The sequence below is a fragment of the Aeromonas sp. 19NY04SH05-1 genome (assembly GCF_040581895.1).
Taxonomy (GTDB): domain Bacteria; phylum Pseudomonadota; class Gammaproteobacteria; order Enterobacterales; family Aeromonadaceae; genus Aeromonas; species Aeromonas enteropelogenes.
The window spans coordinates 1,064,114-1,079,850 of sequence record NZ_CP095328.1; the positions used below are offsets into that span (position 1 = coordinate 1,064,114).

Below are 15,737 nucleotides of genomic sequence, written 5' to 3' on the forward strand. Positions count from 1 at the left end.
AAACAGAGAGCCCACCTTGCGGTGGGCTCTCGTCATCATGGTTCTGTCTGGTCGGGCTTACAGGAAGGGCAGGGCCATAAACAGCTTGATCACCATGGCGTTGATGATGTCGATGAAGAAGGCCCCCACCATGGGCACCACCAGAAACGCCAGGTGAGAGGGGCCGAAGCGCAGGGTGATGGCCTGCATGTTGGCAATGGCCGTCGGGGTCGCCCCCAGGCCAAAGCCGCAGTGACCCGCCGCCAGCACGGCCGCATCGTAGTTTTTGCCCATGACCCGGAAGGTGACGAAGACGGCGTAGAGCGCCATCGCCACTGTCTGGGCGGCCAGCAGGATGAAGATGGGCAGCGCCAGGCTGGCCAGATCCCACAGCTTCAGGCTCATCAGCGCCATCGCCAGGAACAGCGACAGGCTGATGTTGCCGAGCAGGGAGACTTCGCGGTCACTCACCTCATGCCAGTTGAGCAGGGTCAGGGCGTTGCGCAGCAGCACGCCGACGAACAGCACGCAGACGAAGATCGGCAGCTCGAGGACACTGCCCTTGAGGTAGAGGGAGAGCAGCTCGCCCCCTTTCAAGCTAATGGCGATGAGCGCCAGGGTCTCAATCACGCTGAACGGGGTGAGCGGGCGCTCCATGTCGGGCATCTCGAAGCCCTGGGGCGCGTCATCCTGGTTGTGCTCTTCGCCCGGCACCTGCACCTTCTTAACCAGATAGCGGGCCACCGGGCCGCCGATCAGGCCACCCAGCACCAGACCGAAGGTGGCGCAGGCGATGGCGAGTTCGGCAGCAGACTGCACGCCGTACTTGTCGGAGAAGGTAGCGCTCCAGGCCGCTCCGGTGCCGTGGCCGCCGGAGAGGGTGATGGAGCCGGCCAGCAGCCCCATGTGGGGATCCAGACCGAGCAGAGTGGCCAGGCCCACCCCCAGGCTGTTTTGTACCAGCAGCAGGCCGGTGACCACCATCAGGAAGGTGACCACCGCCTTGCCGCCGCGCTTGAGGCTGCCCAGATCGGCGGAGAGGCCGATGGAGGCGAAGAAGGCCAGCATCAGCGGGGTTTGCAGGCTGGTGTCGAATTGCAACTCCATCTGCAGGGTGGAGCGCAGCAACAGCAGTACCAGGGCGACCACCAGGCCGCCGGCAACCGGTTTGGGGATGTTGAAGGTGCGCAGCAGCCCGACGCGGGTAACCAGCAGACGACCAAGCAGCAACACCAGGGTGGCGGCGACAAGAGTGGCGTAGGAATCAAGTTGTAGCATTCAGTACTCCCATGTTGATTGGCTGTGTCTTTCGGTGGTGAAGACTCACAGATTCAGCCGGGATAAAAACAGTGCGGCGAACGTGCCAGCAAAGAAGGGGAAAGGTTCCCCGCTCCATGAAGATGGAGCCAGTGCGGGCCTGACATGCTCAGGCATCCAGATGAGATTTTGGTAAAATCCGGCGGACTGTAGCAAAAAACACCTATTAATTCCATATTTCATGCCTTATTGACCATTATTTGTTCTTTTTTCGAGATTTAATACCTATGGGGTAGGGCGTGTTGAGGTTCGAAATGGTTGGCTCCTGCTGCCCGTCAAACCCAGCCCGGGCGTGGGAAAAACAGTGTGTTTGACTGAGGGATAACAATGGATATGGCACACCTTGCCGCCCCATCGTGCTTGGGCAGGTATCACAAGATGCGACGGATGGGGTGTGAAGAAGAGGGGCTATCCCTATATAATCCGCCGGTTTCCGGCCCACTGATCCGGCCAACCAAGAGGAGAGGGTGTGAAGAAGTCCATCTATATCGCCTACACAGGCGGCACCATTGGGATGCAGCGTTCCGACCATGGCTATGTGCCGATGGCGGGCTTTATGGAAGATTGTCTGGCGCGGATGCCCGAGTTTCATCGGCCCGAGATGCCCGATTACCATATTCACGAATATGATCCCCTCATCGACTCCTCCGACATGACCCCGGCGGACTGGCAGCGCATCGCCGAGGACATTCGCGACAACTACGAGAAATACGACGGTTTCGTCATTCTGCACGGTACCGACACCATGTCGTTCACCGCCTCGGCGCTCTCCTTCATGCTCGAAGATCTGCACAAGCCGGTCATCATCACCGGCTCCCAGATCCCGCTCGCCGAGCTGCGCTCCGACGGCCAGCAGAACCTGCTCAATGCCCTCTATATCGCGGCCAACTACCCGATCCACGAGGTGACGCTCTTTTTCAACAACCAGCTCTATCGCGGCAATCGCAGCAAGAAGGTGCATGCGGACGGCTTCCACGCCTTCGACTCGCCGAACTATCCGCCGCTGCTCAATGCCGGCATCGCCATCTCCCTGGAGGCAGGCGAGCTGGGGGGGGCGTCCGATCAGCCCCTGGTGCTGCACGACATCACCCCCCAGCCCATCGGCGTGGTGACCCTCTATCCCGGGATCTCCAGCGAGGTGATCGCCAATATCCTGCAGCAGCCGGTGAAGGCGCTGATCCTGCTCTCCTTCGGGGTCGGCAATGCGCCGCAGAATCCGACCATGCTGGCGCTGCTCTCCGAGGCCTCGGCCCGCGGCGTCATCATCGTCAACCTTAGCCAGTGTCTGCACGGCAAGGTCAACATGGGGGGCTATGCCACCGGCAACGCCCTCTCCCGCGCCGGGGTCATCTCGGGCTTCGACATGACCGCCGAGGCGGCGCTGACCAAGCTGCACTTCCTGCTGAGCCAGGGCTTGCCCTCCCACCGCATTCGCGAGCTGATGCAGCAATCCCTGCGTGGCGAACTGACCCCCTGATGAGCGGGTAAGGTGCGGATAAAACAAGAGGGGAGCCATAATGGCTCCCCTCTTTGTTGTGCGCTGCCAGCAGCGACTTGTCGGGTCAGTCTCAGTGGCTGAGGTCGACCCGCACTATCTCTTCTTCGTCGCGGTACTGGCGCTTGAGCTCGCTCTTGCTCTTCATCACGATCTCGCCGTCACGGCCAATATTCATGTGCTCGGGATTTTCAAGGTGCATCGCCTGCCAGGCCATCACGGCCTGCAGGGAGGTGGCCTTCTGCTCGTCGGTGAGGGGCTTGCCATCTGGCCACTTGCCAAGCTCGACCGCGGTCTTGAGCCGCTCGTACACCTCTTTGGGCATCTGCCTGATTGCTTGTTGAAACTCACCTTGTTGATACGACATCCGGCCTCTCCTTGAAATTGAGCCATGAACCCGGGCTTGGGCGGGCAGATCCTGGCGGGTTATGCAGGTAGATCCTGACGGACTACGCCAGCCATCTGCTCCATCACCCGCACTACCTGACAACTGTATCCGAACTCGTTGTCATACCACACGTAGAGCACGCAGTGATCCCCTTCGGCGATGGTGGCCTGGGAGTCCACGATGCCGGCGAAGCGGGAACCCACCATGTCGGAGGAGACCAGCTCGGTGCTGGCACTGAAGTCAATCTGGCGATGCAGGGCCGAGCTCAGCGACATCTGTTGCAGATAGGCGTTGAGGCTCTCCCGATCGGTGGCCTGCTCCAGGGACAAGTTGATGATGGCGAGCGACACGTTGGGAGTCGGCACCCGGATGGCGTTGCCGGTGAGCTTGCCCTTGAGTTCGGGCAGCGCCTTGGCCACGGCCTTGGCGGCACCCGTGCTGGTCATCACCATGTTGAGGGCTGCACTGCGACCGCGGCGCTCGCCCTTGTGATAGTTGTCGATCAGGTTCTGATCGTTGGTGTAGGAGTGCACCGTCTCGACGTGGCCGTGACGAATGCCGTATTTCTCCTGCATCACCTTGAGCACAGGGGTGATGGCGTTGGTGGTGCAGGAGGCGGCGGAGATGATGCGATCTTCCGGGGTGATCACCTCATGGTTGACCCCGAATACCACGTTCTTCATCTCGCCCTTGCCGGGAGCGGTCAGCAGCACCTTGCCGGCGCCGCGCGCCTTGAGATGTTCACTGAGGCCTGCCTCGTCGCGCCAGACGCCGGTATTGTCGATGATCAGGGCATTCTGGATGCCGTAAGTGGTGTAATCGATATCGGCCGGGCTATTGGCGTAGATCACCTGGATGTAGGTGCCGTTGGCGATGATGGCACTGCGCTCCACGTCCACTTCGATGGAACCGTTGAAGGGGCCGTGGACGGAGTCGCGGCGCAGCAGGCTGGCGCGTTTTTCCAGATCTCCGTCACGACCGCCGCGTACCACGATTGCGCGCAGGCGCAGGGAGTTGGCGGCGCCGGTACGCTCGATCAGCAGGCGGGCCAGCAGGCGGCCGATGCGACCAAAACCGTAGAGCACTACATCAGTCGGCTGGGGAACCTCACCACGGCCCAGGGCCGGTGCCAGTTTGGCTTGCAGATAGTCCTCGATGCCCGCCTCATCCTGATGTTCCTGCCAGTAACCGACGGCCAGTTTACCCAGATCGATCTCGGCAACGGTCGGTTTCAGGGCCAGGATGGCCTGCAGCAGGGGAAAGCTCTGTTGGATGGGGAGGGGGGCGCCCTGGTGGCGGCGTACGACCCTGTGGGCCTTGAGGATATCGATGGTGGAGGCGTTTTGCAGCGGGCGTCCGTAGACGGTGATCTCGACCCCTTGCTGGCGATAGAGACGACCAATCAGGGGTTGCATGGCTTCGGCGAGCTCCTGGCTCTCCTGCCACGCTTGCAAGTAGTGCTCGTGGGTCATTAACCAGATCCTTTATTTCACGTTGTTGGTGCAAATAGAAAATCGTCGAATGCAGATCACTGTAGGGGTGTATATTTCGTTATATTATTCTGCAGTCGCGGCCTTGAGTGGCGCGCGCATTGTAATGGATATGTAACCGGTTTGCTAGCCGAGGGTGGCCGCATCAGGCTCCTATTGTAATTAACCAGATGTGAGTCATGACAGATCTGCCTATGCGCCCAACACTCATCCTGCTCCCGATCATGTTTGCCGCCGCAGGCTGCAATGACGATCGGCTGCACAACATTTGCAACAACCATCCCGAGTTGTGTCAGGACTTGGTGGACGATGGCTGGTGCCGCTACGAGCGTACCGACATCATCCGCAGCCGTTTCTACCTCAAGGAGGAGGAGACGGATCGCCGCAAATACGAGCTGATTCGCAACCTTGAGCGTTACCTCAAGTGCGCAGAGCGCTCCACCAACATCGAATACAAGAATGCCAAGGAGCTCAAGAGTCCGCGGGTGGAAGGCATGCTGGCCGCCGGCGAACAGCTGGCCCAGCTGGATGTGGCGACCCGCAACTCCCAGGATCCCTACCTGCTGCTTTGGCACTGGACCAACAACACCAACGAGCTGGCTCGCCAGCAGTTCATGGCGCTCGAGGGCAAGTCGGTGCTCGAGGAGCCCGAGTTGCAGCTGGCGCTGGGGGGCATCTATGCCAAGAGCGATCCGGCCAAGGCGATCGACACCCTGCAGCACGGTCTCTCCCTCTACCGGCAGGGGGACACGGTCAACAGCCGCCTGCTGACCTCCCTCAGCACCCTCTACATGGGTCAGAAGCAGTATGGGCAGGCCTACCTCTGGGGCAAGGTGAGTGAATCGTTCAAAGGCTCTCCCGAGGTCTCCACCGCGCGCTTTGGCATCTATCACACCCTGAGCAAGACCGATCTCGAAGCCTACGACAAGCGGGCCGCCGAGCTGGTCGAGCAGATCCGGCAAGGCAACTACCGGCCTTGAGACAATGATGACGTTACAGACACAGACTTCCTGTTGGCCCGACCCCTTTGCCATCGACTTTGTCCACGGCCAGGTGCCGACCGATGGCAGCACCCTGGAGCGCCTGACGGTGCGCGCCGTGGTGGCGCGAGATGACGAACTGCTGCTGGTGCACTCCCGGGTCAATGGCGACTTCATGTTTCCGGGCGGTGGCGTCGAGGCAGGTGAGAGCCATGCCGCGGCGCTGGCCCGCGAACTGCGAGAGGAGTGTGGCGCCGAGCTGCTGGAGGTGGGTGCCCTGCTCGGCGAGACCCGCGAGTACCGGCCGGCCCGGGAGCAGGGGGTCGATGCCTATTGCATACGCTCCCTCTATTACCTCTGCCGGATCGGGGAGACGCTGGTGGCCCCGCAGCCCCAGCCCTACGAGATACGGCTCGGTTTCGTACCCGGCTGGATCGCCATCGAAGAGGCGCTGCAGACCAACAAGACCCAGCTGGCGGGCCCCTGTCCGCAGTGGACTGTGCGCGAGACCCGGGTGCTGGCCCAGCTGCAGCGCTGGTGGCAGCGCGGCGTGTTCGATGAGTGGTAATGTCGAGAAGCGGATATAAAAAGAGCGCCTTGTGGCGCTCTTTTTGATGGCAGGGGATGAGGTTACTTGACCTCTTCGCCCTTGGCCTGCAGATCGGCGTGATAGGAGGAACGCACGAAGGGACCGCAGGCGGCGTGGCTGAAGCCGAGCTCCATCGCCACGTCTTTCAGCTCGTCGAACTCTGCGGGCGGCACGTAGCGCTTCACCGGCAGGTGGTGGCGGCTCGGCTGCAGATACTGGCCCAGAGTCAGCATGTTGACGCCGTGCTCGCGCAGATCCTTGAGCACCTCGACTATCTCTTCGTTGGTTTCGCCAAGACCCATCATCAGACCGGACTTGGTCGGTACGTGCGGGTGCATCTCCTTGATGCGGCGCAGCAGCTCCAGCGACCACTTGTAGTCGGCGCCCGGACGGGCCACCCGGTACATGCGCGGGGCGGTTTCCAGGTTGTGGTTGAAGACGTCCGGCGGGGTCTCGCGGAACACCTCGAGGGCCTGCTCCATGCGACCGCGGAAATCCGGGGTCAGGATCTCGATGCGGGTCTGCGGGCTGTGCTCGCGGATCTGCTTGATGCAGTCGGCAAAGTGCTGGGCACCGCCGTCGCGCAGATCGTCGCGGTCCACCGAGGTGATCACCACGTACTTGAGGTTCATCTCCTTGATGGTGAGCGCCAGCTTCTTCGGCTCTTCCGGATCCAGCGGGAGCGGACGGCCGTGGGCCACGTCGCAGAAGGGGCAGCGGCGGGTGCATATGGCGCCCATGATCATGAAGGTCGCCGTGCCGTGGTTGAAGCACTCCGCCAGGTTGGGGCAGGAGGCCTCTTCACAGACCGAGTGCAGCTTGTTCTTGCGCAGGGTGCTCTTGATGTGCTCGATCTTCTGGCTGGAGGGGGGCAGTTTGATCCGCATCCAATCCGGCTTGCGAAGGAGTTCTTCGTTGGGATCCGGCATGAATTTCACCGGGATCAGGGCCATCTTGTCGCCATCGCGCAGCTTGACGCCCGGCTCCATACGAACGGGTTTGCTCATGATTCACTCTCGGTGTTTGTTATTGTCTGATAGCCAATCAGGCTGGCCAGTTCGGCCACCAGAATGGATTGCGCCTCGGCCACGCTTTGCGGGCCGCCCAGGGCGCTGGTCTGGGTCATGGCCATGCCCGCGTAGCCGCACGGATTGATGTGCAGGAAGGGGGTCATGTCCATGTTGATGTTGAGGGCCAGCCCGTGAAACGAGCACCCCTTGCGAATGCGCAGGCCGAGGGAGGCCAGCTTGGCCTCCATGCCCAGTTCGTTTTTCACATAGACACCGGGGGCGTCCGCCTTGGCATAGGCCGTGATGTCGCTTTTCGCGAGGGTATTGATGATGGCGGTCTCCAGCGCGGTGACCAGTTCGCGCACCGTCAGCTTGCAGCGGCGCACATCCACCAGCACATAGAGCACCAGCTGGCCGGGACCATGATAGGTGATCTGGCCGCCGCGATCGCTCTGTACCACCGGGATATTGCCCGGGTTCAGCAGATGTTCGGCCTTGCCGGCTTGCCCCTGGGTGTAGACGGGATCGTGCTCCACCACCCAGAACTCGTCCGGGGTCTCGCCGGTGCGGCTGTCGGTGAAGGCTTTCATGGCGTCCCATACCGGCTGGTAGGGGCGACGGCCCAGATGTCTGACGATAAGCGTGGGCTGGGCGGGGATCCGGGATGACATGGCTTCCTCACGGCTGGCTGCTGCCAAAAACAGTCGCCCCGCAGAACGGGGCGAGAGAGACGTTACAGTACGTATTTCACCAGCTCGATCTTGCCGAGGGCGGTATACATCGCCTCGATGTGCTCCTTGCTCTGGGCGGTGACAGTCACTCGAACCGAGTGATAGTTACCCTTGGAGCTGGGCTGGACGGTCGGGCTGTAGGTGCCGGGGGCGTGCTGCTGCAGCACTTCCACCACCATGTCCGGCAGCGCCGGATCGGCGACGCCGAGCACCTTGAACGGGAATTTGCAGGGAAACTCCAGCAGTTCATCAAACTTGGTATTCATTTACTCACCTTTTGCATCGTCACGGGGACGACTTCATCTTGGATGGCTAGTTGCCGGTGGCCCCTTGGGGCCGCCATTGCTGTCTATATGGGCACGATCCTGGCCAGGATCAAGGCCCGGAGCGGTCAGACAAGAATGGGAGTGCTGCTTTTTACCACAAATCGGGGTGTGGCGGAACCTGCAGTTTGCAGGGTTATTCACTGCCCTGACGGCCAGAGACAGCAGCGGCGCCTGTTGGCGCCGCTGCTGGGTGAGGATTGTGCGTCTCTGTTACTTGAACCAGCTGGAAACCAGCAGTACCAGATAGTCCCACAGACGGCTCATCAGACCGCCTTCCTGCACCTCTTCCAGGGCAACCAGCGGAACCTGCTTGATCTCCTTGTCGCCCTGCTTGAGGAACACGGTACCGACTCGCTGACCCTTGGCCAGTGGAGCTTTGAGCTCGCTGTCGAGCTGGAAGTCAGCTTTGAGGTTGTTGCCCTGACCGCGGGTCACCAGCACGGAGACATCCTGGTCGACACCCAGTTTCACTTCAGGCTTGTCGCCCATCCAGATCTTCTGGGTGACCAGCTCGGTGCCAGCCTTGTACGGGGTCAGGCTCTGGAAGAAACGGAAACCGTAGGTGAGCAGCTTCTTGCTCTCGGCGGCGCGGGTGGCTTCGCTGTTGGCACCCAGCACCACGGCGATCAGGCGCATGCCTTCATTGTTGGTGGCGGAGGAGACCAGGTTGTAGCCCACCTGGCTGACGTGACCGGTCTTGATGCCATCCACCTGCAGGGACTGGTCCCACAGCAGGCGGTTGCGGTTGTGCTGGGTGATGCCGTTGAAGACGAAGGACTTCTGGGAGTAGATCTTGTACTCCTCCGGCAGATCGCGGATCAGCGCCTGACCCAGACGGGCCATGTCATGGGCGGTACTGTAGTGACCTTCCGCATCCAGACCGTGGGGGTTCACGAAGTGGCTGTCATTCATGCCGAGCTTGGCTGCCCAGCTGTTCATCAGGCTGGCGAAGGAGTCGGTGCTGCCCGCCAGGAATTCGGCCATGGCGACGCAGGCGTCGTTGCCGGACTGGATGATGATGCCCTTGTTGAGATCATCAACGGAGACCTGTTTGCCCACCTCGATGAACATCTTGGAGGAGTCGGCGTAGTTCTTGGACCAGGCGTTCTGGCTGATGGTCACCATGTCGGTGCGCTTGATGTTTCCCTTGGCCAACTCCTGGCCAATGATGTAGGAGGTCATCATCTTGGTCAGACTGGCGGGCGGCAGACGCTCTTCGGCGTTCTGCTCGGCCAGCACCTGACCGGAGTAGTAATCGATCAGAATATGGGCCTTGGCGGAGATTTCCGGCGCGGCGGGAACGACCACAGGGTTGGCGTTCGGCGTAGGGACAGGCGTGTTGGCCTGAGCGGTGGCGCTTATCAGAGAGGCCAGAATAACGGAACGGGCAAATTTGGACATCTTGAAATTCCTGCGAGCCAGATGGGAAATGAATGCGGGCCTAACTATACCAGATGCACCCGCCGGTCATAGTCCGACGTGGCGATCAACTCTGGTTTTTTATCCATCGGCCCCGTTCACCACGCCACAAAGCGACGTGATGAGCGGGTTTTACGGCAGATAGACCCACAATCTGGAGGGGATCAGGGCACGATGAATGCCTGTTCCAGTCCACCCTGGCGAACTTTTTCCAGTGTGCCGAGCTGTTGGTCGGCCGGGATCGGGCCTATCAGCACCCGGAAGATGGCGCCATGGGTGTCAATCCGGTAGGGCACGCCGTAGCGCTGGGTCATTACCTTGCCCATCGCCTCGGCTCGCTCCCGGGAGCCGCTGGCCAGCACCTGGATCATCTTGCCCTGACCCTGACCACTGGTCGCCTGGGGCTGAGCCTGTTTGGCCGCAACCGGCTTGCTGGCGCTGCTGGCCGGTGTGGCCGGCTTGGGCGAGGGGGCAACCTGGCTATCTGCCGGTGTCTCGGCCGGCATCATCGGGGCCATCGGCTCCATGATCACCCGCTGATCCGGCGTGTCGCTGATGAGTTCAAGCCGCACCCGGGCCTCGCCAGTGTGGACCATGTCCAGCTGCTCGGCGGCGGCGTAGGAGAGGTCGATGAGGCGGCTGCTGTCAAATGGACCGCGGTCATTGACCCGCACTATGGTCTCGAGGCCGTTGTCCAGATTGGTGACCCGCACATAGCTCGGGATTGGCAGGTTGCGGTGGGCGGCGCTGAACAGCTTGCTGTCCAGCACGTCGCCGTTGGCGGTCTTGTTGCCGTCCAGATCCTTGGCCAGCCAGCTGGCGGTGCCCTCCTCGGTGTAGTGCTTGATGTCGCGCCATACCTCGTATTTCTGCTTGCCAATCCAGTAGTTCCGGTTGCCGCTGGTACTCAGGGGCTCGGGGCGCGGAATGGCGCCGGTGGCTTGCGGTATCTCGATAACGGGCGGTTTGCTGACCGGTGCTTGCGGTTCGACCGAGGCGCTCTGTTCCGGCTGGCTGCTACAGGCGGCCAGCAACAAGCTCAGGCTGAGCGGGAGGAGTTTGTGACGAAGTTGCATACGCTTCCTGAATGGCTTGGCTAAGTTGATACACCGCCATCGCATAAAGGGGGCTGCGATTGTAGCGGGTGATCACATAAAAATTATGCCGTGCGACCCAGTATTCCGGTCCATCGGCTTGTTCGAACGCCAGCAACTTGACCGGCGTCTGCGGGGCCGGCGGGGTGGCAAGCTCGATGCCTGCCGCCGCCAGTTCCGCCCACTGTTGTGTCAGCTCGGGCTCGGATCTCAGCAGGGGCTCGATCGCCAGCAAACCGGTCTGGGCCGGTTCGACCACCGACTCGCCCCAGCGCCACTGATGTTCGGCAAAGTAGTTGGCCACGCTGCCGATGGCATCGGCCGGATTGGCAAACAGATCCCGTTTACCGTCACCGTCGAAATCGACGCCGTAGTGACGATAGCTGGAGGGCATGAACTGCCCCATCCCCATGGCCCCGGCGTAGGAGCCCTTGAGGCGCGCCAGCGGCCAACCCTCTTCCCGGGCCAGCAGCACCAGCTGGGCAAACTCCTTGGCGAAGAAGTCGGCCCGCGCCGGATAGTGAAAACCCAGGGTATAGAGACTGTCCAGCACCGGATGACGCCCCATCTGACGGCCATAGAAGGTCTCGACCCCTATGATGGCCACGATGAGCGCCGCAGGCACCTTGTAGGTCTGCTCGGCCCGGCTCAGGGTGGCTGCATGGCGTTGCCAGAAGCGCAGTCCGTCGGCAATCCGCTCCTGAGTCACGAACAGCGGCCGGTAGCGATACCAAGGCTTGGCCTCCCAGGGACGGTTGATGGTGTCGAGCACCTCCTGGCGCAGCCTGGCCTCCTTGGCGGCGGCCTGCAGCGCCGCCAGCGGTACCTGTTGCTGCTCGGCGAGCTGCGCCAGACGCTCCTGCGGCACACCGGCCTGGGCCGCAATGGCCCAGAGGGAGAGCAGTGCCCAACCCCACCTCATCAGGCGAGTAGCCTTCTATGAGTCTGAATTGACATCAGTATGCCAAAACCGGCCATCAGGGTCACCATGGAGGTGCCACCATAGCTCACCAGCGGCAGAGGTACCCCCACCACCGGCAGTATGCCGCTCACCATGCCCATGTTGACGAATACATAGACGAAGAAGGTGAGGGTCAGGGCGCCGCCAAGCAGACGCTCGAAGCTGCTCTGGGCCTGCATCGAGATAAACAGGCAGCGGCTGATGACATAGAGGTAGAGCACCAGCAGCAGGGCGACTCCCACCAGGCCGAACTCCTCGCTGAATACCGCGAAGATAAAGTCGGTGTGGCGTTCGGGCAGAAATTCGAGCTGGGACTGGGTGCCCTGCAGCCACCCCTTGCCGAAGACGCCGCCGGAGCCGATGGCGATCTTGGACTGGATGATGTGATAGCCACGCCCGAGGGGATCTTTTTCCGGGTCGAGCAGCATCAGTACCCGCTGGCGCTGGTATTCGTGCATCAGGAAGAACCAGAGCACCGGCATGAAGGCCAGCGCCATCACCACCGCCAGCCCGATCAGCCACCAGCTCAGTCCCGCCAGGAAGATGACGAAGAAACCGGAGGCGGCCACCAGGATGGAGGTACCGAGATCGGGCTGGGCGGCGATCAGCAGGGTCGGCAACAGCACCATGACCAAGGCGATCGCCACGTGGCTGAGCTTGGGGGGCAGCGAGTGGCGGCTGAGCCAGGCGGCCACCATGATGGGCATGGAGAGCTTCATCACCTCGGAGGGCTGGAACTTCATAAAGCCGAGATCCAGCCAGCGCTGGGCTCCCTTGCCGATATGGCCGAACACGTCCACCGCGATGAGCAACAGCACCACCACCACAAACAGCGGCACCGACCAGCGGGCATAGAGGGAAGGGGGCAGCTGGGCCATGGCGATCATCAGGGCGAAGGCGATCCCGCCGCGCACCAACTGGCGCACGATGGAGTCCATGTCCTGACCGGAGGCGGAGTAGAGCACCACCATGGAGAGGGCCATCACGGCCAGCAGGCCGAGAAACAGCGGCAGGTCGATATGCAGCTTGTACCAGATGCTCTGCTGGCGGGCAGAATTACTCATGAGGGGCGACCTCTTCAGATTGGGACTGCTTGACAGGCGCCGGCGGCAGCTGGGGGTCGGGCGGCAGCAGATAGGCATCCAGCATCTGGCGTGCGATAGGCGCACCGGCTCGACCACCGCCGCCACCAATCGAGTTCTCCAGCACCAGGGCGACTACCGCCTTGGGCGCTTCAAACGGCGCATAGGCGACGAACAGCGCGTTGTCGCGGTGCTCGGCCTTGACGGTTTTGATGTTATAGACCTGGTTCTCCTTGAGACCGACCACCTGGGCGGTACCCGACTTGCCACCAGAGGAGTAGGGGGCTTTGGCAAACGAGAGGCGACCACTGCCTTCGCGGCCATGGTTGACGCGCCACATGCCGTCCTGGGCCACTTTCCAGTAGCTGTCGTTTTTCACCTGCAGAGCCATCTTCTGGTTGACCGGGGCGTCTTCGTTACCTGTGGCTGAAGTCAGGCGCTTCAACAGGTGAGGTGTCACGTCGTGGCCGTTCTGGGTCAGGATGCTGATCGCCTTGGCCAGCTGGATTGGCGTAGCGCTCCAGTAGCCCTGACCAATGCCGACGGAGATGGTGTCACCCTGATACCAGGGCTGGCGCCAGCGCGCCATCTTCCAGTCGCGGGACGGCATGACACCCTTGGTCTCTTCATAGAGATCGACGCCACTGTAGCGGCCGAAGCCGAACTTGGTCATGTAGTCGTGGATCTTGTCGATGCCGACCCGGTAGGCGAGATCGTAGAAGTAGGTATCCGCCGACACCTCGATGGCGCGGTAGACGTCGAGCCAGCCATGGCCCCAGCGGCGCCAGTCGCGAAACTTCTTGGTGGTGCCCGGAATGGAGAAGCTGGGGCCGCCGAAGTAGCGATAGTTGGGGGTGATGGCCCCTTCGTTGAGCCCCATCACCGCCATCATGGGCTTGACGGTGGAGGCGGGGGCATAGATGCCCTGGGTGGTACGGTTTACCAGGGGACGGGCCGGATCGTTGAGCAGCGCCGAGTAGTTGGCGCTGGAGATGCCGGTCACGAACAGGTTGGGGTCATAGCTCGGGCTCGACTCCATGGCGATGATGGCACCGGTGGAAGGGTCCATCATGACGATGGCCCCCCGCTGGCCTCCCAGCAGCTGCTGGGCCTTGAGTTGCATCCGGATGTCGATGTTGAGGTAGATGTCCTTGCCCGGGATCGGCGGCTGGAACTTGAGGGTGCGCACCACCCGGCCGCGGTTATTGACCTCGACTTCCTGATAGCCGGCCACCCCGTGCAGATCGTCCTCGTAGTACTTCTCCACCCCCTGCTTGCCGATGTCCTTGGTGGCGGCATAGTTGGCGAGCTTCTCTTCCTTTTCGAGGCGTTCCACGTCGCGGGTGTTGATCTTGGCCACATAGCCGAGGGCATGGGTGAGGGTATCGCCAAACGGGTAGTAGCGCTTGAGGTAGGCCTCGATGCTGGCGCCCGGGTAGTTGTGCTGGTTGACCGAGAAGAGGGCGACCTGATACTCGGTCAGCTTCTCGTACAGCGCCACCGGCTTGAAGCGGCGCTGACGTTTCACCTCGGCCAGGAACTTCTCCTTGGTTCCCTCCGGCAGCTTCAGCAGGGCGATGAGGTCGTCGGCGGTCTTCGCCAGATCCTTGGTCTCTTCCGGCACGATTTCCAGGCTGTAGACGGGACGGTTCTCCGCCAGCAACACGCCGTTGGCGTCATAAATGAGGCCGCGGGGCGGCGCCACCGGCACGACCCGGATCCGGTTGTCATTGGAGCGGGTCTGATAGGTGTCGTAGGACTCGACCTGCAGGTAATAGAGATTGCCCAGCAGCACCAGCATCAGCACTATGATGCCGATGTAGGCTACCAGGGTGCGCCGGAAGAACAGATTGCCCTCGGCACTGTGATCGCGCATCTCGATGCGTTGTTTCAGCATGCCTCTACCTCAACTCCATGGGGGGCAATAACAGCAAGAACGGCATGGTTCACTCTCTGTGGTACGCAAATGCAGCAGGGACGATCGGCCACGACATCATGGATCACTCCCTGTGATACGGGTGATTGGTGGTGATGCTCCAGGCCCGGTAGAGGCTCTCGGCTACAAGAACTCGCACCAGCGGGTGGGGCAGAGTCAGCGGTGACAGGGACCAGCTCTGCTCAGCCGCGGCCTTGCATTCGGGCGACAATCCCTCGGGCCCGCCGACCAGCAGGGCCACGTCACGGCCGTCCAGCTTCCATGCCTCGAGTTGGCTGGCCAACTGCTCCGTGGTCCAGGGCTTGCCCGGAATATCCAGGGTGACGATGCGCGAGCGACCGGCGGCCGCCAGCATGGCCTCCCCCTCTTTTTGCAGGATGCGGGGAATGTCGGCATTCTTGCCGCGCTTGCCGGCGCCAATTTCCACCAGCTCGAACGGCATGTCTTTCGGGAAACGGCGACGGTACTCTTCGAAGCCATGTTCTACCCAGGCAGGCATCTTGGTGCCCACCGCAATCAACTGGATCTTCATGGTCTTTACGCCTGGATCGGGGCGCCGCCCCACAGTTTTTCCAGTTGGTAGAAGTCGCGATATTCGTCCTGCATCACGTGCACGATCACCGACCCCATGTCTACCAGAACCCATTCGCCGCTCAGCTGGCCTTCCACGCTCAGCAGATCGAGTCCGGCATGGCGGGCTTCGCTGGCCAGATGACTGGCGATGGCGCAAACGTGACGGTTGGAGTTGCCAGAGCAGATGATCATGGTATCAGTGATGCTGGATTTGCCGCGCACATCGATGGTGATGATATCGCGGCCTTTCATGTCATCGATCTTGTCGATGATAAAGGCGTGCAGTTCTTGGCCTTGCAATGAGTCTCTCCTGTATTCCGGCGCGCTCGTACGGCGTGAGGGCGGCGGATTATATCATGGTCAATCC

The 15,737-nt window shown here is 61.6% G+C and carries 16 protein-coding genes; 3 read left to right on the forward strand and 13 right to left on the reverse strand.

The window, feature by feature from the left end:
* Positions 1-57: 57 nt before the first annotated feature.
* On the reverse strand, positions 58-1,257 hold the full coding sequence (gltS, locus tag MRK42_RS05000) for a sodium/glutamate symporter (RefSeq protein ID WP_026457592.1): 1,200 nt from the start codon (positions 1,255-1,257) through the stop codon (positions 58-60).
* A 508-nt stretch (positions 1,258-1,765) separates the two neighbouring features.
* Between gltS and ansA the strand changes: the two genes are divergently transcribed.
* Positions 1,766-2,773: an asparaginase gene (gene ansA, locus MRK42_RS05005; RefSeq protein WP_201940475.1), complete on the forward strand. Its 1,008-nt coding sequence runs from the start codon at positions 1,766-1,768 to the stop codon at positions 2,771-2,773.
* Between the two features lie 91 nt (positions 2,774-2,864).
* Here the strand turns inward: ansA and MRK42_RS05010 are convergent, their stop codons facing one another.
* Positions 2,865-3,158: a DUF1315 family protein gene (locus MRK42_RS05010; RefSeq protein ID WP_026457591.1), complete on the reverse strand. Its 294-nt coding sequence runs from the start codon at positions 3,156-3,158 to the stop codon at positions 2,865-2,867.
* 59 nt (positions 3,159-3,217) lie between these two features.
* Positions 3,218-4,651, reverse strand: coding sequence for a glyceraldehyde-3-phosphate dehydrogenase (locus MRK42_RS05015; RefSeq protein ID WP_201940473.1), 1,434 nt, complete (start codon positions 4,649-4,651; stop codon positions 3,218-3,220).
* 212 nt (positions 4,652-4,863) lie between these two features.
* Between MRK42_RS05015 and MRK42_RS05020 the strand changes: the two genes are divergently transcribed.
* Both MRK42_RS05020 and MRK42_RS05025 read left to right on the forward strand, forming a co-directional pair.
* Positions 4,864-5,649: a DUF2989 domain-containing protein gene (locus MRK42_RS05020; RefSeq protein WP_234924495.1), complete on the forward strand. Its 786-nt coding sequence runs from the start codon at positions 4,864-4,866 to the stop codon at positions 5,647-5,649.
* A 4-nt stretch (positions 5,650-5,653) separates the two neighbouring features.
* Complete coding sequence (locus MRK42_RS05025; protein WP_042072344.1) at positions 5,654-6,217, forward strand: NUDIX domain-containing protein; 564 nt, start codon at positions 5,654-5,656, stop codon at positions 6,215-6,217.
* 62 nt (positions 6,218-6,279) lie between these two features.
* On the opposite strand, the gene lipA is transcribed toward MRK42_RS05025, so the two are convergent.
* From lipA to rsfS, 10 genes are all read right to left on the reverse strand, one after another.
* Positions 6,280-7,245, reverse strand: coding sequence for a lipoyl synthase (lipA, locus tag MRK42_RS05030; protein WP_042025734.1), 966 nt, complete (start codon positions 7,243-7,245; stop codon positions 6,280-6,282).
* The gene (gene lipB / locus MRK42_RS05035) at positions 7,242-7,919 is read right to left on the reverse strand and encodes a lipoyl(octanoyl) transferase LipB (RefSeq protein WP_026457355.1); all 678 of its coding nucleotides are present in this window, start codon (positions 7,917-7,919) and stop codon (positions 7,242-7,244) included. Before lipB ends, lipA begins: the two co-directional genes overlap by 4 nt.
* A gap of 62 nt (positions 7,920-7,981) precedes the next feature.
* A complete protein-coding gene (gene ybeD, locus MRK42_RS05040) occupies positions 7,982-8,245 on the reverse strand; it encodes a DUF493 family protein YbeD (RefSeq protein WP_026457356.1) in 264 nt (87 codons plus the stop codon).
* Between the two features lie 270 nt (positions 8,246-8,515).
* On the reverse strand, positions 8,516-9,706 hold the full coding sequence (locus tag MRK42_RS05045; protein WP_042072343.1) for a D-alanyl-D-alanine carboxypeptidase family protein: 1,191 nt from the start codon (positions 9,704-9,706) through the stop codon (positions 8,516-8,518).
* A gap of 182 nt (positions 9,707-9,888) precedes the next feature.
* Positions 9,889-10,800, reverse strand: coding sequence for a septal ring lytic transglycosylase RlpA family protein (locus MRK42_RS05050; RefSeq protein ID WP_201940461.1), 912 nt, complete (start codon positions 10,798-10,800; stop codon positions 9,889-9,891).
* Positions 10,742-11,740 carry a lytic murein transglycosylase B gene (mltB, locus tag MRK42_RS05055; protein WP_201940459.1) on the reverse strand — a complete coding sequence of 333 codons (999 nt, stop codon included), beginning with the start codon at positions 11,738-11,740 and terminating at the stop codon, positions 10,742-10,744. The genes MRK42_RS05050 and mltB overlap by 59 nt, the downstream gene beginning before the upstream one ends.
* Positions 11,740-12,843 (reverse strand): rod shape-determining protein RodA, encoded by a 1,104-nt coding sequence (rodA, locus tag MRK42_RS05060; RefSeq protein WP_042025730.1) that lies wholly within the window; start codon positions 12,841-12,843, stop codon positions 11,740-11,742. The genes mltB and rodA overlap by 1 nt, the downstream gene beginning before the upstream one ends.
* Positions 12,836-14,758 (reverse strand): penicillin-binding protein 2, encoded by a 1,923-nt coding sequence (gene mrdA / locus MRK42_RS05065; RefSeq protein ID WP_042072339.1) that lies wholly within the window; start codon positions 14,756-14,758, stop codon positions 12,836-12,838. The genes rodA and mrdA overlap by 8 nt, the downstream gene beginning before the upstream one ends.
* A gap of 103 nt (positions 14,759-14,861) precedes the next feature.
* Positions 14,862-15,329 (reverse strand): 23S rRNA (pseudouridine(1915)-N(3))-methyltransferase RlmH, encoded by a 468-nt coding sequence (rlmH, locus tag MRK42_RS05070; RefSeq protein ID WP_026456715.1) that lies wholly within the window; start codon positions 15,327-15,329, stop codon positions 14,862-14,864.
* Between the two features lie 5 nt (positions 15,330-15,334).
* Positions 15,335-15,670 carry a ribosome silencing factor gene (rsfS, locus tag MRK42_RS05075; protein WP_026456714.1) on the reverse strand — a complete coding sequence of 112 codons (336 nt, stop codon included), beginning with the start codon at positions 15,668-15,670 and terminating at the stop codon, positions 15,335-15,337.
* Positions 15,671-15,737 lie beyond the last annotated feature (67 nt).

Bases quoted from the DNA above. Each gene is read 5' to 3' on its own strand.
- gltS (WP_026457592.1), bottom strand. From the start codon at position 1,257: ATGCTACAACTTGATTCCTACGCCACTCTTGTCGCCGCCACCCTGGTG.
- MRK42_RS05010 (WP_026457591.1), bottom strand. From the start codon at position 3,158: ATGTCGTATCAACAAGGTGAGTTTCAACAAGCAATCAGGCAGATGCCC.
- MRK42_RS05015 (WP_201940473.1), bottom strand. From the start codon at position 4,651: ATGACCCACGAGCACTACTTGCAAGCGTGGCAGGAGAGCCAGGAGCTC.
- MRK42_RS05020 (WP_234924495.1), top strand. From the start codon at position 4,864: ATGCGCCCAACACTCATCCTGCTCCCGATCATGTTTGCCGCCGCAGGC.
- MRK42_RS05025 (WP_042072344.1), top strand. From the start codon at position 5,654: ATGATGACGTTACAGACACAGACTTCCTGTTGGCCCGACCCCTTTGCC.
- lipA (WP_042025734.1), bottom strand. From the start codon at position 7,245: ATGAGCAAACCCGTTCGTATGGAGCCGGGCGTCAAGCTGCGCGATGGC.
- lipB (WP_026457355.1), bottom strand. From the start codon at position 7,919: ATGTCATCCCGGATCCCCGCCCAGCCCACGCTTATCGTCAGACATCTG.
- ybeD (WP_026457356.1), bottom strand. From the start codon at position 8,245: ATGAATACCAAGTTTGATGAACTGCTGGAGTTTCCCTGCAAATTCCCG.
- MRK42_RS05045 (WP_042072343.1), bottom strand. From the start codon at position 9,706: ATGTCCAAATTTGCCCGTTCCGTTATTCTGGCCTCTCTGATAAGCGCC.
- MRK42_RS05050 (WP_201940461.1), bottom strand. From the start codon at position 10,800: ATGCAACTTCGTCACAAACTCCTCCCGCTCAGCCTGAGCTTGTTGCTG.
- mltB (WP_201940459.1), bottom strand. From the start codon at position 11,740: ATGAGGTGGGGTTGGGCACTGCTCTCCCTCTGGGCCATTGCGGCCCAG.
- rodA (WP_042025730.1), bottom strand. From the start codon at position 12,843: ATGAGTAATTCTGCCCGCCAGCAGAGCATCTGGTACAAGCTGCATATC.
- mrdA (WP_042072339.1), bottom strand. From the start codon at position 14,758: ATGCTGAAACAACGCATCGAGATGCGCGATCACAGTGCCGAGGGCAAT.
- rlmH (WP_026456715.1), bottom strand. From the start codon at position 15,329: ATGAAGATCCAGTTGATTGCGGTGGGCACCAAGATGCCTGCCTGGGTA.